The sequence below is a fragment of the Brevibacterium sp. Z349TD_9 genome (assembly GCF_056173565.1).
The window spans coordinates 1428180-1448092 of record NZ_CM149680.1 but is presented as its reverse complement, the minus strand read 5'-3'; the positions used below and the strand labels follow the sequence as shown (position 1 = coordinate 1448092).

Sequence of the window (19913 nt, the reverse complement as noted above, 5' to 3'; positions counted from 1 at the left end):
TCAGGTTTGCTTCGAGCCCTTTCGAATCCCCGAGCAGGGACTTCAGTGTCCAGGGACTGGTGTTGTAGAAGGGCAGGCCGGTAGCGCGCCGGACCTGCGCGGACAGCAGTTCGGGACTGCTGACGGTTTAGTTGACTCCGGGGTTTATGCCGCCAGAGCGACGGCCTTGTGGTGAACAAGCTCGTATTCAACCGGAGTCAGTTTACCCAAACGCCGTTGCCGACGCTTCCGGTGGTAGGTCCGCTCGACCCAGTGGACGATCGATGTCCGCAACCTCGCTCGCGTGTCCCAACGGCCCCGGTCGAGGACGTTCTTCTGCAACACAGCGAAGAACGATTCCATCGCCGCATTATCACCAGCAGCGCCGACCCGACCCATCGATCCGACTAGCCCGTAACGCCGTAGAACCTGCTGGAACTTACGAGAGCGAAATTGCGACCCGCGATCCGAGTGAACGACACACCCTGCCACGGCTCGCGGTCCGCCACGACGAGCCACAGCGTCATCAATCGCCGCCACAGCCAGACGAGATTTCATCCTCGAATCGATGGCATAACCGACGATTCTGTTGCTGAACACATCCTTGACCGCGCACATATACAGCTTGCCCTCACTGGTGTGATGCTCGGTGATATCGGTCAGCCACAACTCGTTGACTGCCTTTGCTGTGAAGTCGCGTTCGACGAGGTCATCACACACTGGCGGGCCGGGCTTCTTACCGTGCTTCCGGGCTCGTTTGATCGTGTGGGAGAACAGCTCCTGCTGCGAGCACAGCCGCCACACACGACGTTCAGAGGCGCTGTATCCGCACGCCTGGAGCTCATCAGCGATGAACCGGTGCCCGAACTCAGGATCGTCCGTATGAACGTCGTAGGCGGCATTGATCAAGTGCGCCTCCTCGAGTTCCCGGTCAGAGACAGGTTTCGCGCACCACTTGTAGAAACCCTGCTTGGTAAAGCCGAGTACCCGGCAGGCCACTGCCACCGGCACCCCGGCGGCAGCAAGGTCGAGGACCAGCGGGTACATCATTTTGGGTGATGACCACCGAGCTTCAAGTTCGCTTGCGAGAGATACGCTGCAGCCTCGCGGAGGATCTTGTTCTCCCGCTCGAGTTCCCTGATCCGCTTCAGTGCTGCTGCCTGGGCGCGTGACTCCTCGGGATCACGGGAGGGCTCGAGGCCGTGCTCGCGCAGGCGGGAGTCACGGACCCAGGCCTGGAGAGCTGACTTCGAGATGCCGAGGTCGGCGCAGACCTGCTTCTGGGTCATCCCCTCGCCCAGGAGCTCGAGAGCTGATTGCTTGAACTCATCGGTGTAGATCTTTGGCATGACTTCCATCCTTCCTGGAACTTATCCAGTCGTGAAGTCAACTAAACCCTCAGCAGTCCCTTCAGGATTGTTCCCGAAGCGCTCCACCAACGGTCCGATGATTGCTTGGTGTTCTGCGAGAACGCAGTCGAGACGGCGCAGGATCGTCATGGGCAGGACGACGTTGCCGTACTGGCTGGCCTTGTACGGACCTCGCAACACATCGGCGGTGCCCCAGATAAATGCCCCAAGTTGACTCATCCGTTTTTCTTCTTTCAGTCCACTAGCGTGTATGACGTCGACGATGTCACGACCTGGCAATCAAGCGGATCGCGTTCAGCGCACAAGGCTGGCGAGCTCAACCAACCTGCAGTTGGCCTCCTGTTCGCCCTCGATGCCTTCGATATCGCCGCGGCAACGGGCTCATCAACGACGTCGTAGTCGTCGAACGAGTAGCACCGTGCCTAACCGAGCCTCTGGCAACTCGCTCATTCACCATGACGGTCTACTTCTTGCTCGGAGACGGAAGTCCTGTCCTGAACTCCACGACATCCCCGTCGACCATGACGTAATCCTTGCCCTCCATCCGGACCTTGCCGGCCGACTTCGCGGCAGCCATCGATCCGTTGGCGTCGAGATCATCGAAGGACACGACCTCGGCCTTGATGAAGCCCTTCTGGAAGTCGGTGTGGATGACTCCGGCCGCCTCGGGGGCGGTGGCACCCTTGGGGATCGTCCACGCCCGCGATTCCTTCGGCCCCGCGGTCAGGTAGGTCTGCAGGCCGAGCGTATCGAAGCCGACCCGGGCGAGCTGATCAAGCCCGCTCTCCTCCTGGCCCGTGGACTCGAGCATCTCGCGTGCCTCGTCCTCATCGAGCTCAGCGAGCTCGGATTCGAACTTCGCATCGAGGAAGATCGCCTCGACCGGAGCGACGAGCGCGCGCATCTCCTCCTTCTTCGCCTCATCGCCGAGCACCTCGTCATCGACGTTGAAGACATAGAGGAACGGCTTCGTCGTCATCAGCTGCAGCTCCCGCAGCGGTGTGACGTCGAATTTGTCCGCCTGCATCGCCTGGTAGAGCGTCCGCCCGCCCTCGAGGATCTCGGTCGCGGCATCCATCGCGGTGAGCAGCTCGGCAGGGGCGCGCTTGCCCTTGACGTCCTTCTCGATGCGCGGACGCGCCTTCTCCAGAGTCTGCAGATCGGCGAGGATGAGCTCGGTGTTGATCGTGTCGATGTCATCGGCAGGGCTGATCTTGCCGTCGACGTGGACGACGTCGTCATCGACGAAACCACGGATGACCTGGCAGATCGCATCCGCCTCACGGATGTTTGCGAGGAACTGGTTGCCCAGACCCTCCCCCTCCGAGGCACCGCGGACGATGCCGGCGATGTCGACGAAGTCGACGGTGGCGTTGAGGATCCGCTCCGAGCCGAAGATCTCCGCCAGACGGGTCAGCCGCACATCCGGCAGAGGGACGACGCCCACATTCGGCTCGATCGTCGCGAACGGGTAGTTCGCCGCGAGGACCTGGTTCTTGGTCAGTGCATTAAACATGGTCGACTTGCCGACATTGGGCAGTCCCACGATTCCGATTGTCAGTGCCACGGTAGTCAAGTCTATCCCGGCGCCGAGGCGGTCCCCGAATTCCTGCGTCAGTGCCGTCTGTCACGCTGAACCCATGAACGCAATCCCTGCCGCCGGCGTCACCGCCGCCTTCTTCCTGGCAATCGTCCTCGCAGCCGCGCTCGGCTTCCTCCTCGGCCGTGCCCTCACCCGCGCGCGCTACGTCGAGCGGCTCACTCGGGCCGAGACGACCTCGCAGATCCTGACGAATCGGACCGAGGACCTCGAAGCCGATGCCCAGATGGCCGGTGAGCTCACCGCGGCCATCGGCCCGCTCGCAGCCAGCGTGAGGCACCTCCATGAGAGTGTGCAGACTCAGGATCGGGCGCAGCTCGAGCAGATCACCCGCCTCAACGCGCAGATCTCCCACCTCAGCCAGCAGAACCTCCGCCTGCAGGAGTCGACCGGCTCGCTGGCCACCGCGCTCAACTCGACGACGCAGCGAGGCGACTGGGGCGAGGTGCAGCTGCGTCGCATCGTCGAATACTCAGGCCTCCTCCCCCACGTCGACTTCGACACCCAGGTGAGCACCCAGCGCGACGGTCAGCGCCACCGACCGGACATGATCGTCCATCTGCCCGGCGGGGGCACGATCGTCATCGACGCGAAGACGCCGCTCTCGGCGCGCATCGGAGAGGACGCCGAGGCCGACGCCGACGGCAGCCATGCCCGCGCCCTGCTCCGCCATATTGACTCGCTCGCGTCCAAGGAGTATTGGAGGGCCTTCGATTCCGCGCCGGACTTCGTCGTCTGTTTCGTCCCCACCGACGGGCTGCTCTCCGCCGCGGCGGCGACGTACCCGAAGATGATCGACCATGCGCTCGGCAAGAACGTCGTCCTCGCCTCCCCGGCTACCCTCCTCGTCCTCCTCAAGACCGTCGCCCTCAACTGGCGACAGGCGGACATGAGCACCTCGGCCGCGGAGGTGCTCAAACTCGGCACCGAACTCTACGAACGGGTCGGCACCCTTGTCTCGCACCTGTCGAAGATGGGATCGAGTCTCGATCGCTCGGTCGAGGACTACAACCGGTTCGTCTCGTCGTTCGAATCGCGATTCCTCGTCACCGCGCGCAAATTCCCAGCGACCGGAATCGTCAGCGACGAGCTGAGCGCCGTTGCCGAACTGGATTCCCGCAGCCGCGGGATCAGTGCCGAAGAGCTCTCACGGCCGCGCTTCGGCGACCAGGATCCGACTGCTCTGAGGAGGCGGCATACCGGCACGGAATGACGACGATGTCCGGGTCGTCACAGATCAGCCCGGACCCTGGAGTCCGAACGAGCCCGGAGGAGTTCCAGACAAGCGACCGGGTGCACTGCCCCGGTCGGGGTCTCAGATGATGTCGTGCTGACGATCGGCGCCGTCGCGCTTGTTCGACGTCTTCTGACCGGCCGCTTTGAGGTCCTTGCGCAGCTCACGCGGCAGGGAGAACATGAGGTCTTCCTCCGCGGTGACGACTTCCTCGACCGAGGCGAAGCCGTAGTCGGCGAGAAGCCCGAGCAGATCCTGCACGAGCCCGTCGGGCACGCTCGCACCCGAGGTGACGCCGACGGTGGCGACGTCGTGGAACCAGGTCTCGTCGACCTCGCGGGCGAAGTCGATGCGGTGAGCGGCCTTCGCCCCGTGTTCGAGGGCGACCTCGACGAGACGCACGGAGTTCGAGGAGTTCGCGGAACCGACGACGAGGACGAGGTCGGCCTGCGGAGCGATCTTCTTCACCGCGACCTGACGGTTCTGGGTCGCGTAGCAGATGTCATCGCTCGGCGGATCCTGGAGCTGGGGGAAGCGCTGCCGGAGGATGTCGACGGTCGCCATCGTCTCGTCGACGCTCAGCGTCGTCTGCGAGATCCATACGAGCTTGTCCGTGTTCTCGACCTCGACGGTCTTCGCTTCCTCAGGGTTCTGGATGAGCGTGATGTGCTCGGGAGCCTCGCCCATCGTGCCCTCGACCTCTTCGTGGCCGGCATGGCCGACGAGGAGGATCTGGTACCCGTCACGGGCGAAGCGCACGGCCTCCCGGTGGACCTTCGTCACCAGCGGACAGGTCGCGTCGATCGTCGCAAGATCACGGGCGGCCGCCTCGGCGTGGACAGCTGGGGAGACGCCATGGGCGGAGAACACGACACGGGCACCCTTGGGCACCTCGTCGGTCTCGTTGACGAACACGGCACCGCGCTCGGACAGCGTCTCGACGACATGGCGGTTGTGGACGATCTCCTTGCGCACGTAGACGGGTGCGCCGTAGTGCTCGAGGGCTCGCTCAACCGCGATGACAGCGCGGTCGACTCCGGCGCAGTACCCGCGCGGAGCGGCGAGCAGCACCTTCTGGTCGCTGCCGGCAGGCGTCCGGATGTCCTCCGGGGCGATGCGCTTGCGCGGGATCGTGGGCATGGGAACAGATACGGCAGTCACGGTCCCAGTCTAGGTCTCCTGTCTGAACGTCGGCCACAAAGGTGAACCATTCCACACGCAGGCCACACGCACAGGCGGGCAGTCCCCTCATGTCCGCACCGTTCGCTAGGCTGGGCCGGGACAAGGAGAAGTGATGGCGCAACGCATATCGGGAACACCCGGGACGCTCGGCGAGTCGGTCGACCCGCAGGAGCTGCCGGCCACCGCCGCCGAGACCACGGCGGAGAATCCGTGGCCGCTCAGCCTGCTCTCGAACAAGATGAAGACCTACATCGACCGGATGTCGAGCGTGTGGGTCGAGGGCCAGGTCGTCGAACTCAACCATCGCGGCAAGGCGAGCTACCTCACCCTGCGCGACACCGACGTCGAGATGTCCCTGCCCGTCCAGATCTGGAAGAACGTCCTCGACCGCACGGGTGCCGAACTGTCCGAGGGCAGCCACGTCGTCGCGAATCTCAAGGCGGACTTCTGGACGAAGACCGGGCGTCTGACGATGCGGGCCAACGACATCCGCGCCGTCGGCCTCGGTGAACTCCTCGCCCGGCTCGAGAGGCTGAAGAAGCAGCTCGCCGCCGAGGGCCTCTTCGACCCGGCCAGGAAGAAGCGCCTGCCGTTCCTGCCCAACCGGATCGGGCTCATCACCGGCCGGGACTCCGATGCGCAGAAGGACGTCGTCCGCAACGTCCACATCCGCTGGCCCGCCGCTGAGTTCGAGATCCGCAACACCGCCGTCCAGGGCCCCGATGCGGTGCCCGGGGTGATGAAGAACCTCGCCGAACTCGACGCCGACCCGGAGGTCGACGTCATCGTCATCGCCCGCGGCGGCGGCAGCATGGAGGATCTCCTGCCGTTCTCGAACGAAGCACTCGTCCGCGCCGTCTCGAACGCCACGACCCCGGTCGTCTCCGCGATCGGGCACGAGGCCGACCGACCGATCCTCGACGAAGTCGCCGACCTGAGGGCCTCGACACCGACCGATGCCGCGAAGCGCATCGTCCCCGATGTCGCCGAGGAGGCACTCGGCATCCTCAACGCCCGAGCCCTCCTCGACGCCGCCGTCAACCGCATCGTCGACCGCGAGCAGGAGATGCTCACCGCGGTGCGCTCACGGCCGGTGCTCGCCGAACCGCAGACGATGGTCGACGCCCGCGAGGACGAACTCCGCGTCATCCGCCGCCGCAGCCTCCAGGCGACGATCGGCCTCGTGGGCAATGCGCAGAACGAGATCACCCACCTTCGCTCGCAGGCGCGGTCGCTCTCGCCGCTGCGCACTCTCGAACGCGGGTATGCCGTCGTCCAGACGGCGAACGGCACCGCCGTGCGCGACGCCGCCGAGGTCGAGGTCGGCTCCCCCATCCACGTCCGTGTCGCCCGCGGACGCTTCGATGCCGACGTGACGAAGATCGACGACCAGACCGAAGAAACGAGGAACTGACCATGACCGAACCGGTGACCGGACAGGACGAAGCCGACATCAGCACGCTCAGCTACGAACAAGCCCGTGAAGAGCTCGTGGCCACCGTGCGCAGGCTGGAAGCGGGCAACCTCCCTCTCGAGGAGTCCCTGCGACTGTGGGAGCGCGGCGAATCACTCGCCGATCGGTGCCAGGCCTGGCTCGACGGGGCTCGCGAACGACTCGAGAAGGCGCGCGAGGACGCAGGCGACGAGGACTGAAGCCCGCTGAGCTCTCAGCCCGCGCGGACAGAGCAGCGACAGCCCCCGCGGACTGAGCCGCGAGAGCTCACCCGAGCTGAGCGGCGACCTGATCGGCGAAGGAGTTGATCGTGTCCGGTGCGGCGATGGCCTTGAGGACGACGAACATGTCGCCCTGCGACGTCACCCAGTACTCCTTGGCATCCTCCGTGCGATAGACCTGGAAGGTGCTGCCGCTGACCTCGACGGTCTCTGCGGCCGTGGCGCCCTCGACCTTGCCTTCAGCCCACTTCTCCGAGGCACGAGCCTGCTCGAGGCTCACCCACTGGTCGTCGGGGCCAAGGAACGAGAGGTACCAGGACGACGAGTCCGAGCCCTTGATCGCATCGAGGTTCGCCTCGTTCGACGTCCACCCCGTGGGGACGTCGGGGACGATGAGATCGAAGTCGCTGTTCTCCTGTGACTGCTCGGCGATCGCCTTGTAGTCGACGACCCGCTCGGAATCGACCTCCGGCTGCGGCGCCATGAGGAGGACGACGACGACGAGGGCCATGCACGCCGCGATCGCCACGGTCATGTTCACCCAGTTCGACTTCTTCCGCAGCAGGCGCATCTCCTCCCGGGACCCGGGAAGGACGACTCCGGACTGGTCGGACATGGAAACTCCCTTGACAGCGGCTGGCGCCGCTTCGTCGATGCTGCGGACATTCACTCCCCCATTGTCCCCGCGCGAGCGCCCGTGAGCCAATCCGCTCACCTCTCCCGTGCCCACGATCACAGCAGGAGCGCCTGCTCCTGCAGTTCCGCTCACCCGCTCCGCTGTCCCTCCGGCGTCAGCGAGGGTGGCACAATTGGAGGCATGAGTGACTCCCAGGACGCAGTTGACGTGAAATCGCATCATGACCGGGGCCGAGTGGACGCCGATGCGCCACCGGTCGCAGTGACCGACGAATGGTCCCAGCAGGCCCAGGTGGGAGCCGGCGCACCGGACCGCAACCTCGCCCTCGAACTCGTGCGCGTCACCGAAGCCGCAGCCATCGCCGCCGCCCCCTGGGTCGGTCGCGGTGACAAGAACGCCGCCGACGGCGCAGCCGTGGCCGCGATGCGCAATGTCATCTCCTCTGTCCGCATGGCCGGCACCGTCGTCATCGGGGAGGGCGAGAAGGACGAAGCGCCGATGCTCTTCAACGGCGAACAGGTCGGCGACGGCGGCGGCGCCCGCTGCGACGTCGCCGTCGACCCCATCGACGGCACCCGCCTCACCGCCCTCGGCATGCCCAACGCAATCTCCGTCATGGCCGTCACCGAAGACGGCGCAATGTACGATCCGTCCGCCGTGTTCTACATGGAGAAGCTCGTCACCGGCCCCGATGCCGCCGACGCCGTCGACCTGCGCCTGCCGATCGCCGAGAACATCCGCCGCGTCGCCAAGGCCAAGGGAACGAAGGATCCCGCCTCGGTGACCGTGATGATCCTCGACCGCCCCCGCCACGAGGAGACGATCGCCGCGATCCGCGCCGCCGGAGCCCGCATCCGCCTCATCACCGACGGCGACGTCGCCGGCGCGATCGCCGCCTGCCGCCCCGACACCGGGGTCGACATGCTCATGGGCATCGGCGGTACCCCCGAGGGCATCATCACCGCCTGTGCGATCAAGGCGCTCGGCGGAGTCATCCAGGGCCGGCTGTGGCCCCAGGACGACAGCGAACGCGACGCCGCGGCCAAGGCCGGACTCGACGTCGACCAGGTGCTCGGCACCGACGACCTCGTCACCGGCGACAACTGCTACTTCGTCGCCACCGGCATCACGCAGGGCGACCTGCTCAACGGCGTGAAGTTCCAGGGCGGGCACGTGACCACGCATTCGCTGGTCATGCGCTCGAAGTCCGGCACGGTCCGTTCGGTCTTCGCCGAGCACCAGGCCGCGAAGACCCACTCCTACGTCGAGGCCGCCGAAGAGGCGGCCCGCCGCGGACTCGTCTGAGCACGACGCCCCATCCACCACCGGAAGCAGGTCAGGACGCAATGCCCAACCAGGCTTGGAAGCGCTTGCAGGAGGGCAATCGCCGCTTCGTCAGCGATGAGCCCCAACACCCCAACCAGGACACTGCCCGCCGTGAGGCGGTCAGTGCCGACCAGACTCCGTTCGTCTCCCTCTTCGGCTGCGCCGACTCCCGCGTCGCCGCCGAGATGATCTTCGACGTCGGCCTCGGCGACATGTTCGTCGTCCGCAACGCCGGACAGGTCGTCGACCCCGTCACCCTGGGTTCGCTCGAGTACGGTGTCGAGGTCCTCGGCACCCCTCTGCTCGTCGTCCTCGGCCACGACAGCTGCGGTGCGGTCACGGCGGCCTACAACGCCTATGACACCGGCGACACCCCGCCCGGGTTCATCTCCGACGTCGTCGCCCGCATCCTGCCCACGGTCGCCCGTGCCAGGAAGAACAACCGCACCACCGTCAACGAGACCGTCGTCCAGAACACCATCGACACGGTGGAGAAGATCATGCAGCTCTCGACGCTGATCTCCCGCGCCGTCGAGGAGGGCCGACTCATCATCGTCGGCATGACCTACCAGCTCCACGACGGTCACACGACCGTCGTCGCCCAGTACGGAGGCGACGAGGCCGCGGTCTCGACCTTCGCCTCCTGACCCGTTCCGCGCATCCGGCGGGAGGACTCGCCGGAAGACGCGGGCACACTCATCACCGAAAGGACTGTTCAACGCATGAGCGAAGAGTTTCGCATCGAACACGACACGATGGGAGAGGTGAAGGTCCCCAAGGACGCCCTCTACAGCGCGCAGACGCAGCGTGCCGTCGAGAACTTCCCGATCTCCGGCAAGACCCTCGAACCGGCCCACATCCACGCCCTCGCGCAGGTGAAGAAGGCCGCGGCGAAGGCCAACCTCGAACTCGGAGTCCTCGACGCCGACCGTGCCGAAGCGATCCAGAACGCCGCCGACGAGGTCATCGCCGGCAAGTACGATGCCGACTTCCCGATCGACGTCTTCCAGACCGGGTCGGGCACCTCGTCGAACATGAACACCAACGAGGTCCTCGCCTCGCTCGCGACGAAGGCCCTCGCCGACAAGGGCATCAGCGTCCACCCCAACGACCACGTCAACGCCTCGCAGTCGTCGAACGACGTCTTCCCCACCTCGGTCCATGTCGCGGTGACGAAGGCACTCGTGGACACGCTCATCCCAGCCATGGACACCCTAGCGACCTCGCTGGAGAAGAAGGCCGAGGAGTTCGCCTCGGTCGTCAAGTCCGGTCGCACGCACCTCATGGACGCCACTCCGGTCACCCTCGGCCAGGAGTTCGGCGGATACGCCGCGCAGGTCCGCTACGGCATCGAGCGCATCGAGTCGGCACTCCCCCGCGTCGCCGAGGTCCCGCAGGGCGGCACCGCCGTCGGCACGGGCATCAACACCCCTGACGGCTTCTCCGCCCGCGTCGTCGAACTCCTCGCCGAGGAGACCGGCCTGCCGATCACCGAGGCCCGCAACCACTTCGAGGCGCAGGCCAACCGCGACGGCCTCATCGAGGCCTCGGGCCAGCTGCGGACGATCGCCTACGGCTACATGAAGATCTGCAACGACCTGCGGTGGATGGGGTCGGGTCCGAACACCGGCCTCGGCGAGATCGCCATCCCCGACCTCCAGCCCGGCTCCTCGATCATGCCCGGCAAGGTCAACCCGGTCATCTGCGAGGCGACGATCCAGGTCGCAGCCCAGGTCATCGGCAACGACACCACGGTGGCGCTGTCGTCGACGAACGGCGCGTTCGAACTCAACGTCGGCATCCCCGTCATGGCCTCGAACCTCCTCGAGTCGATCCGCCTGCTCGCCAACGCCTCGACGGTGATGGCAGAGAAGATGATCGACGGGCTCACCGCGAACGTCGAGCGCGCCCGCTTCCTCGCCGAGGCGAGCCCCTCGATCGTCACGCCCCTGAACAAGGTCATCGGCTACGAAGCGGCGGCGAAGATCGCCAAGCACGCCGTCGCCAACAAGATGACGGTCAAGGAGGCGACGATCGACCTCGGCTTCGTCGAGAACGGATCGATCACCGAGGCCGACCTCGACAAGGCCCTCGACGTCACGACGATGATCGGCTCCTACAAGTAGGACCCGCGCCCGGGTGCTCCCTCCGCCTCGGCGGGGCTCCTCCGCCTCGGCTGGGCTCCTCCGCCTCTGCGGCGTCGGCGCAAACAGAAGTGGTCACAGAACCGCGGGATTTCGCCCGAATCGGCGAGAACTCCTCGGTTCTGTGACCACTTTCTGCTTCTGGAGTGGGCTGGGCCGGCGGCCCCAGGACCGCCCAATCCTGGGGCCGCCGGGCCTTACGACCGGAACGGATCGAACTCCTCGAGCACGTCGGTGACCAGCGCCGCGATCTCCGAACGCTCCGAGCGGGTGAGCGTGACATGCGAGAAGAGGTCGTGGCCCTTGAGCTTCTCGATCACCGCGGCGATCCCGTCGTGGCGTCCCACTCGGAGATTGTCGCGCTGGGCGACGTCGTGGGTGAGGACGACCTTCGAGTTCATGCCGATGCGCGAGAGCACCGTGAGCAGGACGTTGCGCTCAAGCGACTGCGCCTCGTCGACGATGACGAAGGCATCGTGGAGGGAGCGGCCGCGGATGTGCGTGAGCGGCAGCACCTCGAGGAGGCCGCGGTTGGTCACTTCGTCGATGACGTTCTTGCTCACGAGCGCGCTGAGCGTGTCGAACACCGCCTCCGCCCACGGGTTCATCTTCTCGCCCTCGCTGCCGGGCAGGTAGCCGAGGTTCTGGCCGCCCACGGCGTAGAGCGGGCGGAAGACCATGATCTTCGAGTGCTTGTTCTCCTCGAGGACCTTCTGCAGTCCCGCCATGAGAGCGAGCGCGGACTTCCCCGTTCCGGCTCGACCTCCCAGCGAGACGATGCCGAGATCGTCGTCGAGGAGCATGTCGATGGCCACCCGCTGTTCGGCCGAGCGACCGTGGACTCCGAAGATGTCACGATCCCCCCGCACGAGTGTGACCTGGTTGTTCGCCCGCACCCGCCCGAGGGCCGACCCGCGCGGCGAGGTGATGACGACCCCGGTGTTGACGACCTCGTCGGCGACGGCATCGGTGGTGATCCGCCCGGAATCGTAGAACTCCGACATCTCCTCGTCCCCGAGCGCGAGTTCGCTCATCCCCGTGAACCCCGAATCAGTCGCGAGCTCGGCGAGGTACTCCTCGGCCTGGAGGCCGAGCGCCGAGGCCTTGACGCGCATCGGCACGTCCTTCGTCACGACGACGACGTCGTGGCCCTCGGCCGCGAGGTTGCGGGCGACGGCGAGGATGCGGGTGTCGTTCTCCGACCGGTCGAACCCGACGGGCATCGTCGACGCGTCGACGTGGTTGAGTTCGACCCGCAGCGTGCCCCCTGCCTCGCCGACGGGGATCGGTTCGTCGAGGCGGTCGAAGTCGGATCGGAAATCGTCGAGGATGTGCAGTGCCTTGCGGGCGGTGAAGCCGAGCTCAGGATGGTGCCGTTTGGCCTCCAGCTCGGAGACCACGACGAGAGGGATGACGATGTTGTGCTCGGCGAATCTCAGCAGTGCTCCCGGATCCGAGAGAAGCACCGAGGTGTCGAGGACGTATGTGTGGACCTTTTCGGCCATGGGGACCCCTGTGGCGTACGTAGCGCCGAGGTCCGAGTCCTGACATCACCCGGACCCCGGGTTGGTGTCGACCAACTACTGCCAACCTATCCCCGATCACACCGTGGGCACGCAGCGGCACGCGCATTCGGGCAAGTCGCGTCGTGAACTTCGCATGAATGGCCGCGGTCCGAACGTGACCGCGTGTGTTAGCTTCGCGGTATGCCGGATGCGATCTTCGACAACCCCCAGCTCGTCGCGGTCTACGATGCCTTCGACGGCCCCCGTGACGACCTCGACCTTTATGAGGCGATCGCCGCGGAACTCGGTGCCGGCACGGTCATCGACCTCGGGTGCGGAACCGGGGTCTTCGCCCGCAGGCTGGCCCGGACCGGGATCCGAGTAATCGGGATCGATCCCGCCCAGGCCTCGATCGACTTCGCCGAGGCGGTCGCCGCGAAGGAGTCCCTGTCAGTCGACTTCCGGTCGGGCACCTCGGCCGACATCCCCGCGATCGACGCCGACCTCGTGACGATGACGGGCAACGTCGCCCAGGTCTTCCTCGGCCTCGATGAGCTGCGCGGCGTCTTCGCCGACTGCGCCCGCGGGCTGCGACGGGGCGGCCACCTCGCCTTCGAGTCCCGGATCCCCGAGACGAAGCCGTGGACGGACTGGGCGGACCGGCAGCCGAAGACCCTGGAGGTCGAAGGCATCGGCGAGGTCACCGAGACGTTCGTCCTCGGACAGGTCGACCTGCCCTTCGTCTCCTTCACCCACCTCTACCGCTTCGCCGCCACCAGCGACACCATCGGATCCCGCTCCCGACTGCGGTTCCACGGGAAGGCGGAGATCGCCTCGGCGCTGGAGAAGGCGGGCTTCGCCGTACGCGAGATCAGGGACGCACCGGACCGGATCGGACGGGAATGGGTCTTCCTCGCCGAGAGACTGTGACGATCCCACCGCCGCGCATGAGCATCGGACTCACAGACGCAGCGCGGATCCACCGCCTCGCGAGAATGCGCGGCTACCGTCCGAAACGGCGCTGGCGCAGGCCGTAGTCGCGCACTGCCCGGAGGAAGTCCGTGCGTCGGAAGTCGGGCCAGTACGTTTCGCAGAAGTAGAACTCCGAGTACGCCGACTGCCACATGAGGAACCCGGAGAGTCGCTGCTCGCCTGAGGAGCGGATGATGAGGTCGGGATCCGGCTGGCCCTTCGTGTAGAGGTGGGCGCCGATCTGCTCTGGTGAGAGTTCGGCGATGATCGTCTCGAGGTCCGTGCCCTCGTCCTGCCGGGTGCGCAGCAGCGATTTGACCGCGTTGACGATCTCCTGTCGCCCCCCGTAGCCGACGGCGACGTTGACGCGCATTCCGCCCTCCCCCGAACAGCTCGCCGCTTCCAGGCGCTGCCGCAGGTCGGGTGGGAGGATCTCGAGGTCCCCGACGAGCTGGACCCACACGCCGTCGAGCTTCGCGATCCGCTCGACCATGTCGGAGATGATCTCGATGAGCACGGCGACCTCGTCGGCGGAGCGGGCGAGGTTCTCCTTCGAGAGGACATAGAGGGTGACGATCTCGACGTCGACCTCCTGGCACCAGCCGAGGAACTCGACGATCTTGTCCGCTCCCGCACGGTGCCCGTCGGCGGTGGTCGCTCCGAACTCCTTCGCCCACCGCCGGTTGCCGTCGGTGATGACACCGACATGCCTGGGGACGGGCACCGAGGTCTCGAGCTCGCGCAGCAGTCTCCGCTCGTAGAGACGGTAGAGCAGGCTCACCGGTCGTGCCACGACGTCCTCATTCCCATTCCTCGCCGGTCGGTCGAACACCATACAGAGTACTATCCCCGAGCGCGCTGACCTGCGGCTGCCGCGAAGGCGCGGACACGGAACGCACATGACCACCACATGAGCCGTTGGCCCGGCTGCCAGGAGACCCGGATAGATTGGGGTCATGAATGCTCCCGTCACGGACCCGCCCGCGCTCGATCAGCCTGCGAATCCGCCGCGGGAGCCCCGCTATCCCCTCCGCGTCGCCCGCCGCCGCTCGGCGCTGCGCAGCGAGCTCGGCAAGCTCGCCGGCCAGGTCAAACCCAAGCTGCGGGGATGGTTCCATGCCGGTGCGTTCCCGCTGGCGATGATCGGCGGCTTCGCCCTCGTCATCATCTCCCCGACGATCGAATCGCGGCTGGCAGCCTCGATCTTCGCGGTCACCGGCATGCTCCTCTTCGGCACCTCGGCGGTCTACCACCGTGGCCGCTGGCGGACCAAGGCTCGCCTCATCCTCCGCCGTCTCGACCACGCGAACATCTTCCTCATCACCGCGGGCACGTACACTCCGCTGGCCGTGCTCATGCTCGACACGCAGCAGGCGATCGTGCTCCTGTCCGTCCTCTGGGGTGCCGCAGCCCTCGGGGTGGCGTTCCGGACGATCTTCACCACCGCGCCGAGGTGGCTCTTCGTTCCCATCTACGTCGGCTTCGGCATCGCCGGAGTCGGCTACATCCCGCAGATCTGGGCGACTCTGCCCGCGGTCGGCATCCTCGTCGTCGCCGGCGGAGTCTGCTACATCGCCGGAGCCGTCATCTACGGCATCAAACGGCCGAACCCCTCACCGAAATGGCTCGGGTTCCACGAGATCTTCCACATCCTCACGATCGCCGGCTACGGCTGCCATCTCGCGGCCCTGCTCGTCGCGGCGGTCGCCGCGTACTGAGACGGCGCACCCTGGACAGGGCGCGACCTGAGACGAGACGAAGCGGACTGTCCCGGCTGCGGCTCTGAGAGCGCCGCCGAGCTCACTCGCTCGGGGCTTCGGCGGACTCAGCTGCGGTCGGTGCCCTCAGGACGTGGGGTCTCCCCCGCCGGCCTCTCACCGTCGTCGGCGCTGTCACGGTCGGCTGCCTCGGCGGGCGACTCTCCACGGTCGGCCCCCGTGTCCGGCTCGTCATCGCGTACGGCCTCCGGCGCGTTAGCCCCGGAAAGCGTCGACTGGTTGGGCACGGCATACTTGCGCAGCGGAATCGGGTAGGCGTCGCTGGCGCGCGAGCGCGCACGCACCCGCCGCACCCGCTTGAGCGCGTCGCGGATGAGGAAGATCGCCACGACGACGATCGCGAACGTCGTGAGGAAGCCGATCGTTCCCGGGGTGACGAGGTCGGGATCAGGTCCCCCGCTCGGCGTCTCCGTCGCGGCGAGGACCGAGAGGGGGGCCGGCAGGGTCGTCACGGATACGGCAGAGAGGCTCATGCGCTCTCCTCCTCACGGTCGTCGGCGTCCGAGGCGGACGGCAGCATCCCCTCGGCGGGAACCTGGCGACCGTCGTCGAAGCGGACGCCGGCGAAGAGATCGGACTCTTGGAAGTCCTCCCCCGGTCTCAGCGGCTCACGGTCGGTGTCGTCGACCGCGAGTTCGAACTCCTCGGTCGGCCAGTACGTGCGCGCCGCCTGCCGGGACGCGGAGAAGAACCCGCCTTCGGGATCGATCTGCGTCGCATGCGAGAGGAGCGCGCGATCGCGGGCGTCGAAGTACCCGCGGCAGTCGATGCGGGTCGAGAGCCAGTTGGGGCGTTCGGCGGCGCGCTTGCGGAAGTCGTCGATGTGCTCGGCGAACGGAGACTCGAGGCCGGCCTCGAGCATCTTCTCGTGGATCGTGATCCACTTCTTCGTCGACAGATCCTGGTTGTAGTAGACCTTCTGCACCGACCACGGGGCGCCGAGTTCGGGATGCGCGTCGGGATCGGCGGCTGCGGCGACGGCTGCCATGGTCACGGCGTGGTTCTTGATGTGATCGGGGTGCGGGTAACCGCCGAGCTCGTCGTAGGTGGTCACGACCTGCGGACGGAACTGGCGGATGATGTGGACGAGTGGGAGCATCGCGATCTCAGTCGGCACCCGGTAGAAGCATCCGGCGGGGATCTCCTCGTCGAAGTCCCCCTCCGGCAGACCCGAGTCGACGTGACCGACCCAGACGTGCTCGGCCCCGAGCGCCGAGGCCGCCGCCGCCATCTCCTCACGGCGGAGGCCGGCGATGTCCCGGGAGGCCTTCGGAGACTGGAGGAGAGCCGGGTTGAGGATGTCTCCGGCCTCGCCGCCGGTCATCGTGGCGATGAGGACACGCGCGCCGAGGTCAGCGTACTTCGCACTCGTGGCCGCGCCCTTCGACGACTCGTCGTCAGGGTGCGCGTGGACGGCCAGCAGTCGCAGCCCATCGTATGGAAGCGCAGACATGTCTCGATGGTCCCCTCTCGGTTCGGCTGTGAGCCGTTCCTCACTCTGTCCGTGCCTGAGCAGGATCGCCGCACACGGATCGACTACTCTAGGTTAGTGCGCGAAGGCGACAGATGAGGAATTCAATGACTGAGGTTACAGCCGCAGAACCGCAGGGCGACCGATACGGGCGCGCCCGCACCCCGCGACGCCGCCTCAGCCGCAGGGCGACTTACCTCGCCGCAGCCGCCATCGCCGTCACCGTCGTCGTCATCGGCATCTTCGCGTTCCAGCCGTCGACGACTCCGACCGACCCCAAGACGCTCGGCTACACGGTCAACGACTCGGCGAGCACGACGGTGAGCGTGGGGATCTACCCCGACCGTGAGCGCAGCGTCCACTGCATCGTCCAGGCCACCAACAGCAACGAGGCGATCGTCGGCTTCACGGAGGTCAGCCTCCCCGCCGACCCACAGGCCGACCCCACTTCGGCCCAGGGACTCACCGTCGAGGTCGCGACCACACAGCTCGCCGCCTCGGGGCACGCCGACGCCTGCTGGTTCGAGTGAGGCGGGTGCCCTCACCTGCGTGAGGCACACCCCGCCCGAGGCACACCCCGGCAGAATGCAAATCCGCTTGCCTCCTCGGCACCCGACCGACTGCCGCGTCCGCGCAAGGTGCCTTTTCGAGCCCCTGGCGCGGACGGCGCGCGTCCTCCCAGACGGCGACCGGTGTGTGCAGAACAGCGAACCGCTGTCCGAATCGTGACCCAGATCATCGAAATCCTGCCCAGATGGGTTAGAATGTAGTTTCATTCACCACCCGGGCGTACCCCACGCCCGGTTTTTCGTTGCCTGACATGCCGTCAGTGCACCGAACCGAAGAAGGAGAAGTCATGACCGAGGATGTCACCCAGGAAGAGACATGGTTGACCCAGGAAGCCTTCGACCGCCTGTCGAAGGAACTTGAACACCTCTCCGGACCGGGACGTGCAGAGATTGCTGAGAAAATCGAAGCCGCCCGCGACGAGGGTGACTTGAAGGAGAACGGCGGCTACCACGCGGCACGCGAGGAGCAGGGCAAGCAGGAGGTTCGCATCCGCCAGCTCGAACAGCTCCTGCGCTCGGCGAAGGTCGGATCGAGCGAGAGCGACGGCAAGACCGTCTCCCCCGGATCCGTCGTCACGGCGAAGGTCGCGGGCAACGAGATGCGCTTCCTGCTCGGCAGCCGTGAGATTGCCGGCGACTCCGACATCGACGTGTTCTCGGAGAAGTCGCCGCTCGGCGCGGCCGTGCTCGGCACCTCCGTCGGGGACAAGACGAGCTACGAAGCTCCCAACGGCAAGGAGATCGCCGTCGAGGTGACGAAGATCGAGGCGTTCTCGGGCTGAGTCGACCTCAGCAGTCGGGTGCCGACCCCGACGCACACAGACCGGAGGGCGGGTGCACACTGCACCCGCCCTCCGGTCTTCTCTCTGCGCGCAGTGGTCGCAGTGCGCGGTCTCTGTTCCTGTCCGCAGAACTGAACGACAACCGCTCGGTCTGAGACCGTACGCGCTGGTCCGATCCAGCGCGCACGGATCAGAACCGAGCGGTTGCCTCGTCGAGGTCGGTCAGGACCGCCGCGGGCGCGGCTGGTCGCCCGAATCGCGGCCGCCATCGACCGCGCCACTCGAGGGGTCACTGTCAGCGGCGCCCTCTCCGGGGCCCGACGCGGAACCGCGCTCCTGCGCGGAGTCGTGGATCGCCTCGGCGAGCCTGTCCTCCGCTTCGTCGAGGACCGCTCCCGCCTCCGTGTCCGCCTCCGTGGCCTCCGGCGGCGCGGATCCGCCGCGAGGGCCGTTCGCGTGGACGATGTAGGTGACGACCGTGTTGAGCACCGCGATCGCCGGAACCGCGAAGAGCGCACCGACGATGCCGAAGAGGAAGCCGCCGGCAGCGACGGCGAGGACGACGGCGAGCGGGTGGACGGAGACGGCCTTGCCCATGAGGAACGGCTGGAGGACGTGACCTTCGAGCTGCTGGACGCCGATGACGACGGCGAGCATGATGATCGCGGCGACCGGCCCGTTGGAGACGAGCGCGACGACGACGGCGACGACACCCGAGGCGATGGCGCCGACGATCGGGATGAACGAGGAGAGGAAGACGAGCAGGGTGAGCGGGAGGACGAGCGGGATCCCGAGGATCGCCGCACCGATGCCGATGCCGATCGCGTCGACGCCGGCGACGAGGATCTGCACCCGCACGTACTGCGTGAGCGTCGTCCATCCGCGCTGAGCGGCACCGATCGCCACGGGCTGGGCGGGCAGCGGGAGGAGGTTCATCACCCAGCGGAAGATCCGCTTGCCGTCGTAGAGGAAGAAGAACGTCGTGAACAGGCACAGGAGCAGGCCGGCGAGGAAGGATCCGACCGAGGAGGTCGCCTGCAGCGCACCGCCGAGCAGCTCCGAGCTGTTGGACTGGAGGAACTGCGTCGCCGATTCGATGCCGTCGTTGATGTAGCCCGAGATCGTCCGCGAGTCGATGCCGAACGGGTTCTGCGAGAGCCAGTCGCTGATGCTCGAGAAGCCGGCCATGACCTGCGTGACGAGGTCGGGCATCCCCGAGTAGATCTGCTGGCCGACGAGGGTGAAGAGCCCGGCGACGAGGATGATGAACCCGAAGAAGGCGATGATCGTCGCGAGCACCCGCGGCATCCCCTTCTTCACGAACCATCCGGTCAGCGGGCCGAGGAGGGCGGCGAGGAGAAGGGCGATGAGGACGGGCAGGAGGACATGCCAGACCTTCGAGAGCAGCCAGAATCCGACGCCGATCCCGATGAGGACGACGATCGAACGCCACGACCAGGCTGCGGCGACGCGCAGTCCCGGGGAGACGTAGGGCTCGGATCCGGCCTCGACGCGGGAATGGGCGATCGCCTCGGGGCTGATCTCTCCCGCGTGGCCTTCATCGCGGTCGGGTCGGCCTGCGCTCTCGCCCCGTCGCTTCGACGTCCAGGCGCCGCGCAGCCGGTACTGTGATGGCGTGTTCTCGTTCTCTGACATGCTCCAACAATAGTTGGTCTCCACGCACCGCAGG

The 19913-nt window shown here is 66.7% G+C and carries 20 protein-coding genes; 10 read left to right on the top strand and 10 right to left on the bottom strand.

Annotation, left to right across the window (positions count from 1 at the left end):
• Positions 1-144: 144 nt before the first annotated feature.
• The 3 genes from AC0VYB_RS06465 to ychF all read right to left on the bottom strand — a co-directional run bounded on the left by AC0VYB_RS06465 (position 145) and on the right by ychF (position 2916).
• Positions 145-1328, bottom strand: a protein-coding gene (locus AC0VYB_RS06465; RefSeq protein ID WP_414017399.1) for an IS3 family transposase whose coding sequence is annotated in 2 segments (ribosomal slippage) — positions 145-1068 and positions 1071-1328 — 1182 coding nt in all. Because the reading frame shifts where the segments join, the coding sequence is not laid out codon by codon here.
• Between the two features lie 21 nt (positions 1329-1349).
• A complete protein-coding gene (locus AC0VYB_RS06460; RefSeq protein WP_475385095.1) occupies positions 1350-1568 on the bottom strand; it encodes a type I restriction-modification system subunit M N-terminal domain-containing protein in 219 nt (72 codons plus the stop codon).
• Between the two features lie 244 nt (positions 1569-1812).
• Positions 1813-2916, bottom strand: a complete 1104-nt coding sequence (gene ychF / locus AC0VYB_RS06455) for a redox-regulated ATPase YchF (protein WP_197931736.1) — start codon at positions 2914-2916, stop codon at positions 1813-1815.
• Positions 2917-2989: 73 nt separating this feature from the next.
• Here ychF and AC0VYB_RS06450 point away from each other — a divergent pair, with 73 nt between their 5' ends.
• Complete coding sequence (locus AC0VYB_RS06450; RefSeq protein ID WP_063249399.1) at positions 2990-4162, top strand: DNA recombination protein RmuC; 1173 nt, start codon at positions 2990-2992, stop codon at positions 4160-4162.
• Positions 4163-4264: 102 nt separating this feature from the next.
• On the opposite strand, the gene AC0VYB_RS06445 is transcribed toward AC0VYB_RS06450, so the two are convergent.
• A complete protein-coding gene (locus tag AC0VYB_RS06445; protein WP_063249401.1) occupies positions 4265-5323 on the bottom strand; it encodes a 4-hydroxy-3-methylbut-2-enyl diphosphate reductase in 1059 nt (352 codons plus the stop codon).
• 154 nt (positions 5324-5477) lie between these two features.
• Here AC0VYB_RS06445 and xseA point away from each other — a divergent pair, with 154 nt between their 5' ends.
• Together xseA and AC0VYB_RS06435 are read left to right on the top strand one after the other, a co-directional pair.
• Entirely contained in the window at positions 5478-6779 is a 1302-nt protein-coding gene (xseA, locus tag AC0VYB_RS06440; protein WP_197931735.1) for an exodeoxyribonuclease VII large subunit, read from the top strand.
• Positions 6780-6781: 2 nt separating this feature from the next.
• Positions 6782-7018: an exodeoxyribonuclease VII small subunit gene (locus tag AC0VYB_RS06435; RefSeq protein ID WP_063249403.1), complete on the top strand. Its 237-nt coding sequence runs from the start codon at positions 6782-6784 to the stop codon at positions 7016-7018.
• A gap of 67 nt (positions 7019-7085) precedes the next feature.
• Here AC0VYB_RS06435 and AC0VYB_RS06430 read toward each other — a convergent pair whose 3' ends face one another.
• Positions 7086-7655 carry a DUF4245 domain-containing protein gene (locus AC0VYB_RS06430; protein WP_063249404.1) on the bottom strand — a complete coding sequence of 190 codons (570 nt, stop codon included), beginning with the start codon at positions 7653-7655 and terminating at the stop codon, positions 7086-7088.
• Positions 7656-7856: 201 nt separating this feature from the next.
• Between AC0VYB_RS06430 and glpX the strand changes: the two genes are divergently transcribed.
• The 3 genes from glpX to AC0VYB_RS06415 all read left to right on the top strand — a co-directional run bounded on the left by glpX (position 7857) and on the right by AC0VYB_RS06415 (position 11128).
• Positions 7857-8981, top strand: coding sequence for a class II fructose-bisphosphatase (glpX, locus tag AC0VYB_RS06425; protein ID WP_063249405.1), 1125 nt, complete (start codon positions 7857-7859; stop codon positions 8979-8981).
• A 41-nt stretch (positions 8982-9022) separates the two neighbouring features.
• The gene (locus tag AC0VYB_RS06420) at positions 9023-9649 is read left to right on the top strand and encodes a carbonic anhydrase (protein ID WP_063249406.1); all 627 of its coding nucleotides are present in this window, start codon (positions 9023-9025) and stop codon (positions 9647-9649) included.
• A gap of 75 nt (positions 9650-9724) precedes the next feature.
• On the top strand, positions 9725-11128 hold the full coding sequence (locus tag AC0VYB_RS06415; protein ID WP_063249408.1) for a class II fumarate hydratase: 1404 nt from the start codon (positions 9725-9727) through the stop codon (positions 11126-11128).
• Positions 11129-11343: 215 nt separating this feature from the next.
• On the opposite strand, the gene AC0VYB_RS06410 is transcribed toward AC0VYB_RS06415, so the two are convergent.
• Positions 11344-12651, bottom strand: a complete 1308-nt coding sequence (locus AC0VYB_RS06410; protein WP_009374891.1) for a PhoH family protein — start codon at positions 12649-12651, stop codon at positions 11344-11346.
• A gap of 201 nt (positions 12652-12852) precedes the next feature.
• Here AC0VYB_RS06410 and AC0VYB_RS06405 point away from each other — a divergent pair, with 201 nt between their 5' ends.
• The gene (locus AC0VYB_RS06405) at positions 12853-13581 is read left to right on the top strand and encodes a class I SAM-dependent methyltransferase (RefSeq protein ID WP_009374890.1); all 729 of its coding nucleotides are present in this window, start codon (positions 12853-12855) and stop codon (positions 13579-13581) included.
• A 73-nt stretch (positions 13582-13654) separates the two neighbouring features.
• Here AC0VYB_RS06405 and AC0VYB_RS06400 read toward each other — a convergent pair whose 3' ends face one another.
• A complete protein-coding gene (locus AC0VYB_RS06400; protein WP_009374889.1) occupies positions 13655-14416 on the bottom strand; it encodes an isoprenyl transferase in 762 nt (253 codons plus the stop codon).
• Positions 14417-14579: 163 nt separating this feature from the next.
• On the opposite strand from AC0VYB_RS06400, the gene trhA reads away from it, so the two are divergent.
• Positions 14580-15341 (top strand): PAQR family membrane homeostasis protein TrhA, encoded by a 762-nt coding sequence (gene trhA, locus AC0VYB_RS06395; RefSeq protein ID WP_009374888.1) that lies wholly within the window; start codon positions 14580-14582, stop codon positions 15339-15341.
• Between the two features lie 107 nt (positions 15342-15448).
• Here the strand turns inward: trhA and AC0VYB_RS06390 are convergent, their stop codons facing one another.
• Both AC0VYB_RS06390 and mca read right to left on the bottom strand, forming a co-directional pair.
• A complete protein-coding gene (locus tag AC0VYB_RS06390) occupies positions 15449-15874 on the bottom strand; it encodes a hypothetical protein (protein WP_009374887.1) in 426 nt (141 codons plus the stop codon).
• Positions 15871-16854 carry a mycothiol conjugate amidase Mca gene (mca, locus tag AC0VYB_RS06385; protein WP_009374886.1) on the bottom strand — a complete coding sequence of 328 codons (984 nt, stop codon included), beginning with the start codon at positions 16852-16854 and terminating at the stop codon, positions 15871-15873. Before mca ends, AC0VYB_RS06390 begins: the two co-directional genes overlap by 4 nt.
• 125 nt (positions 16855-16979) lie before the next feature.
• On the opposite strand from mca, the gene AC0VYB_RS06380 reads away from it, so the two are divergent.
• Positions 16980-17402 (top strand): DUF4307 domain-containing protein, encoded by a 423-nt coding sequence (locus AC0VYB_RS06380; protein ID WP_009374885.1) that lies wholly within the window; start codon positions 16980-16982, stop codon positions 17400-17402.
• Between the two features lie 326 nt (positions 17403-17728).
• Complete coding sequence (gene greA / locus AC0VYB_RS06375) at positions 17729-18223, top strand: transcription elongation factor GreA (protein WP_009374884.1); 495 nt, start codon at positions 17729-17731, stop codon at positions 18221-18223.
• Between the two features lie 222 nt (positions 18224-18445).
• Here the strand turns inward: greA and AC0VYB_RS06370 are convergent, their stop codons facing one another.
• On the bottom strand, positions 18446-19879 hold the full coding sequence (locus AC0VYB_RS06370; RefSeq protein WP_063249414.1) for an AI-2E family transporter: 1434 nt from the start codon (positions 19877-19879) through the stop codon (positions 18446-18448).
• Positions 19880-19913: the final 34 nt, after the last annotated feature.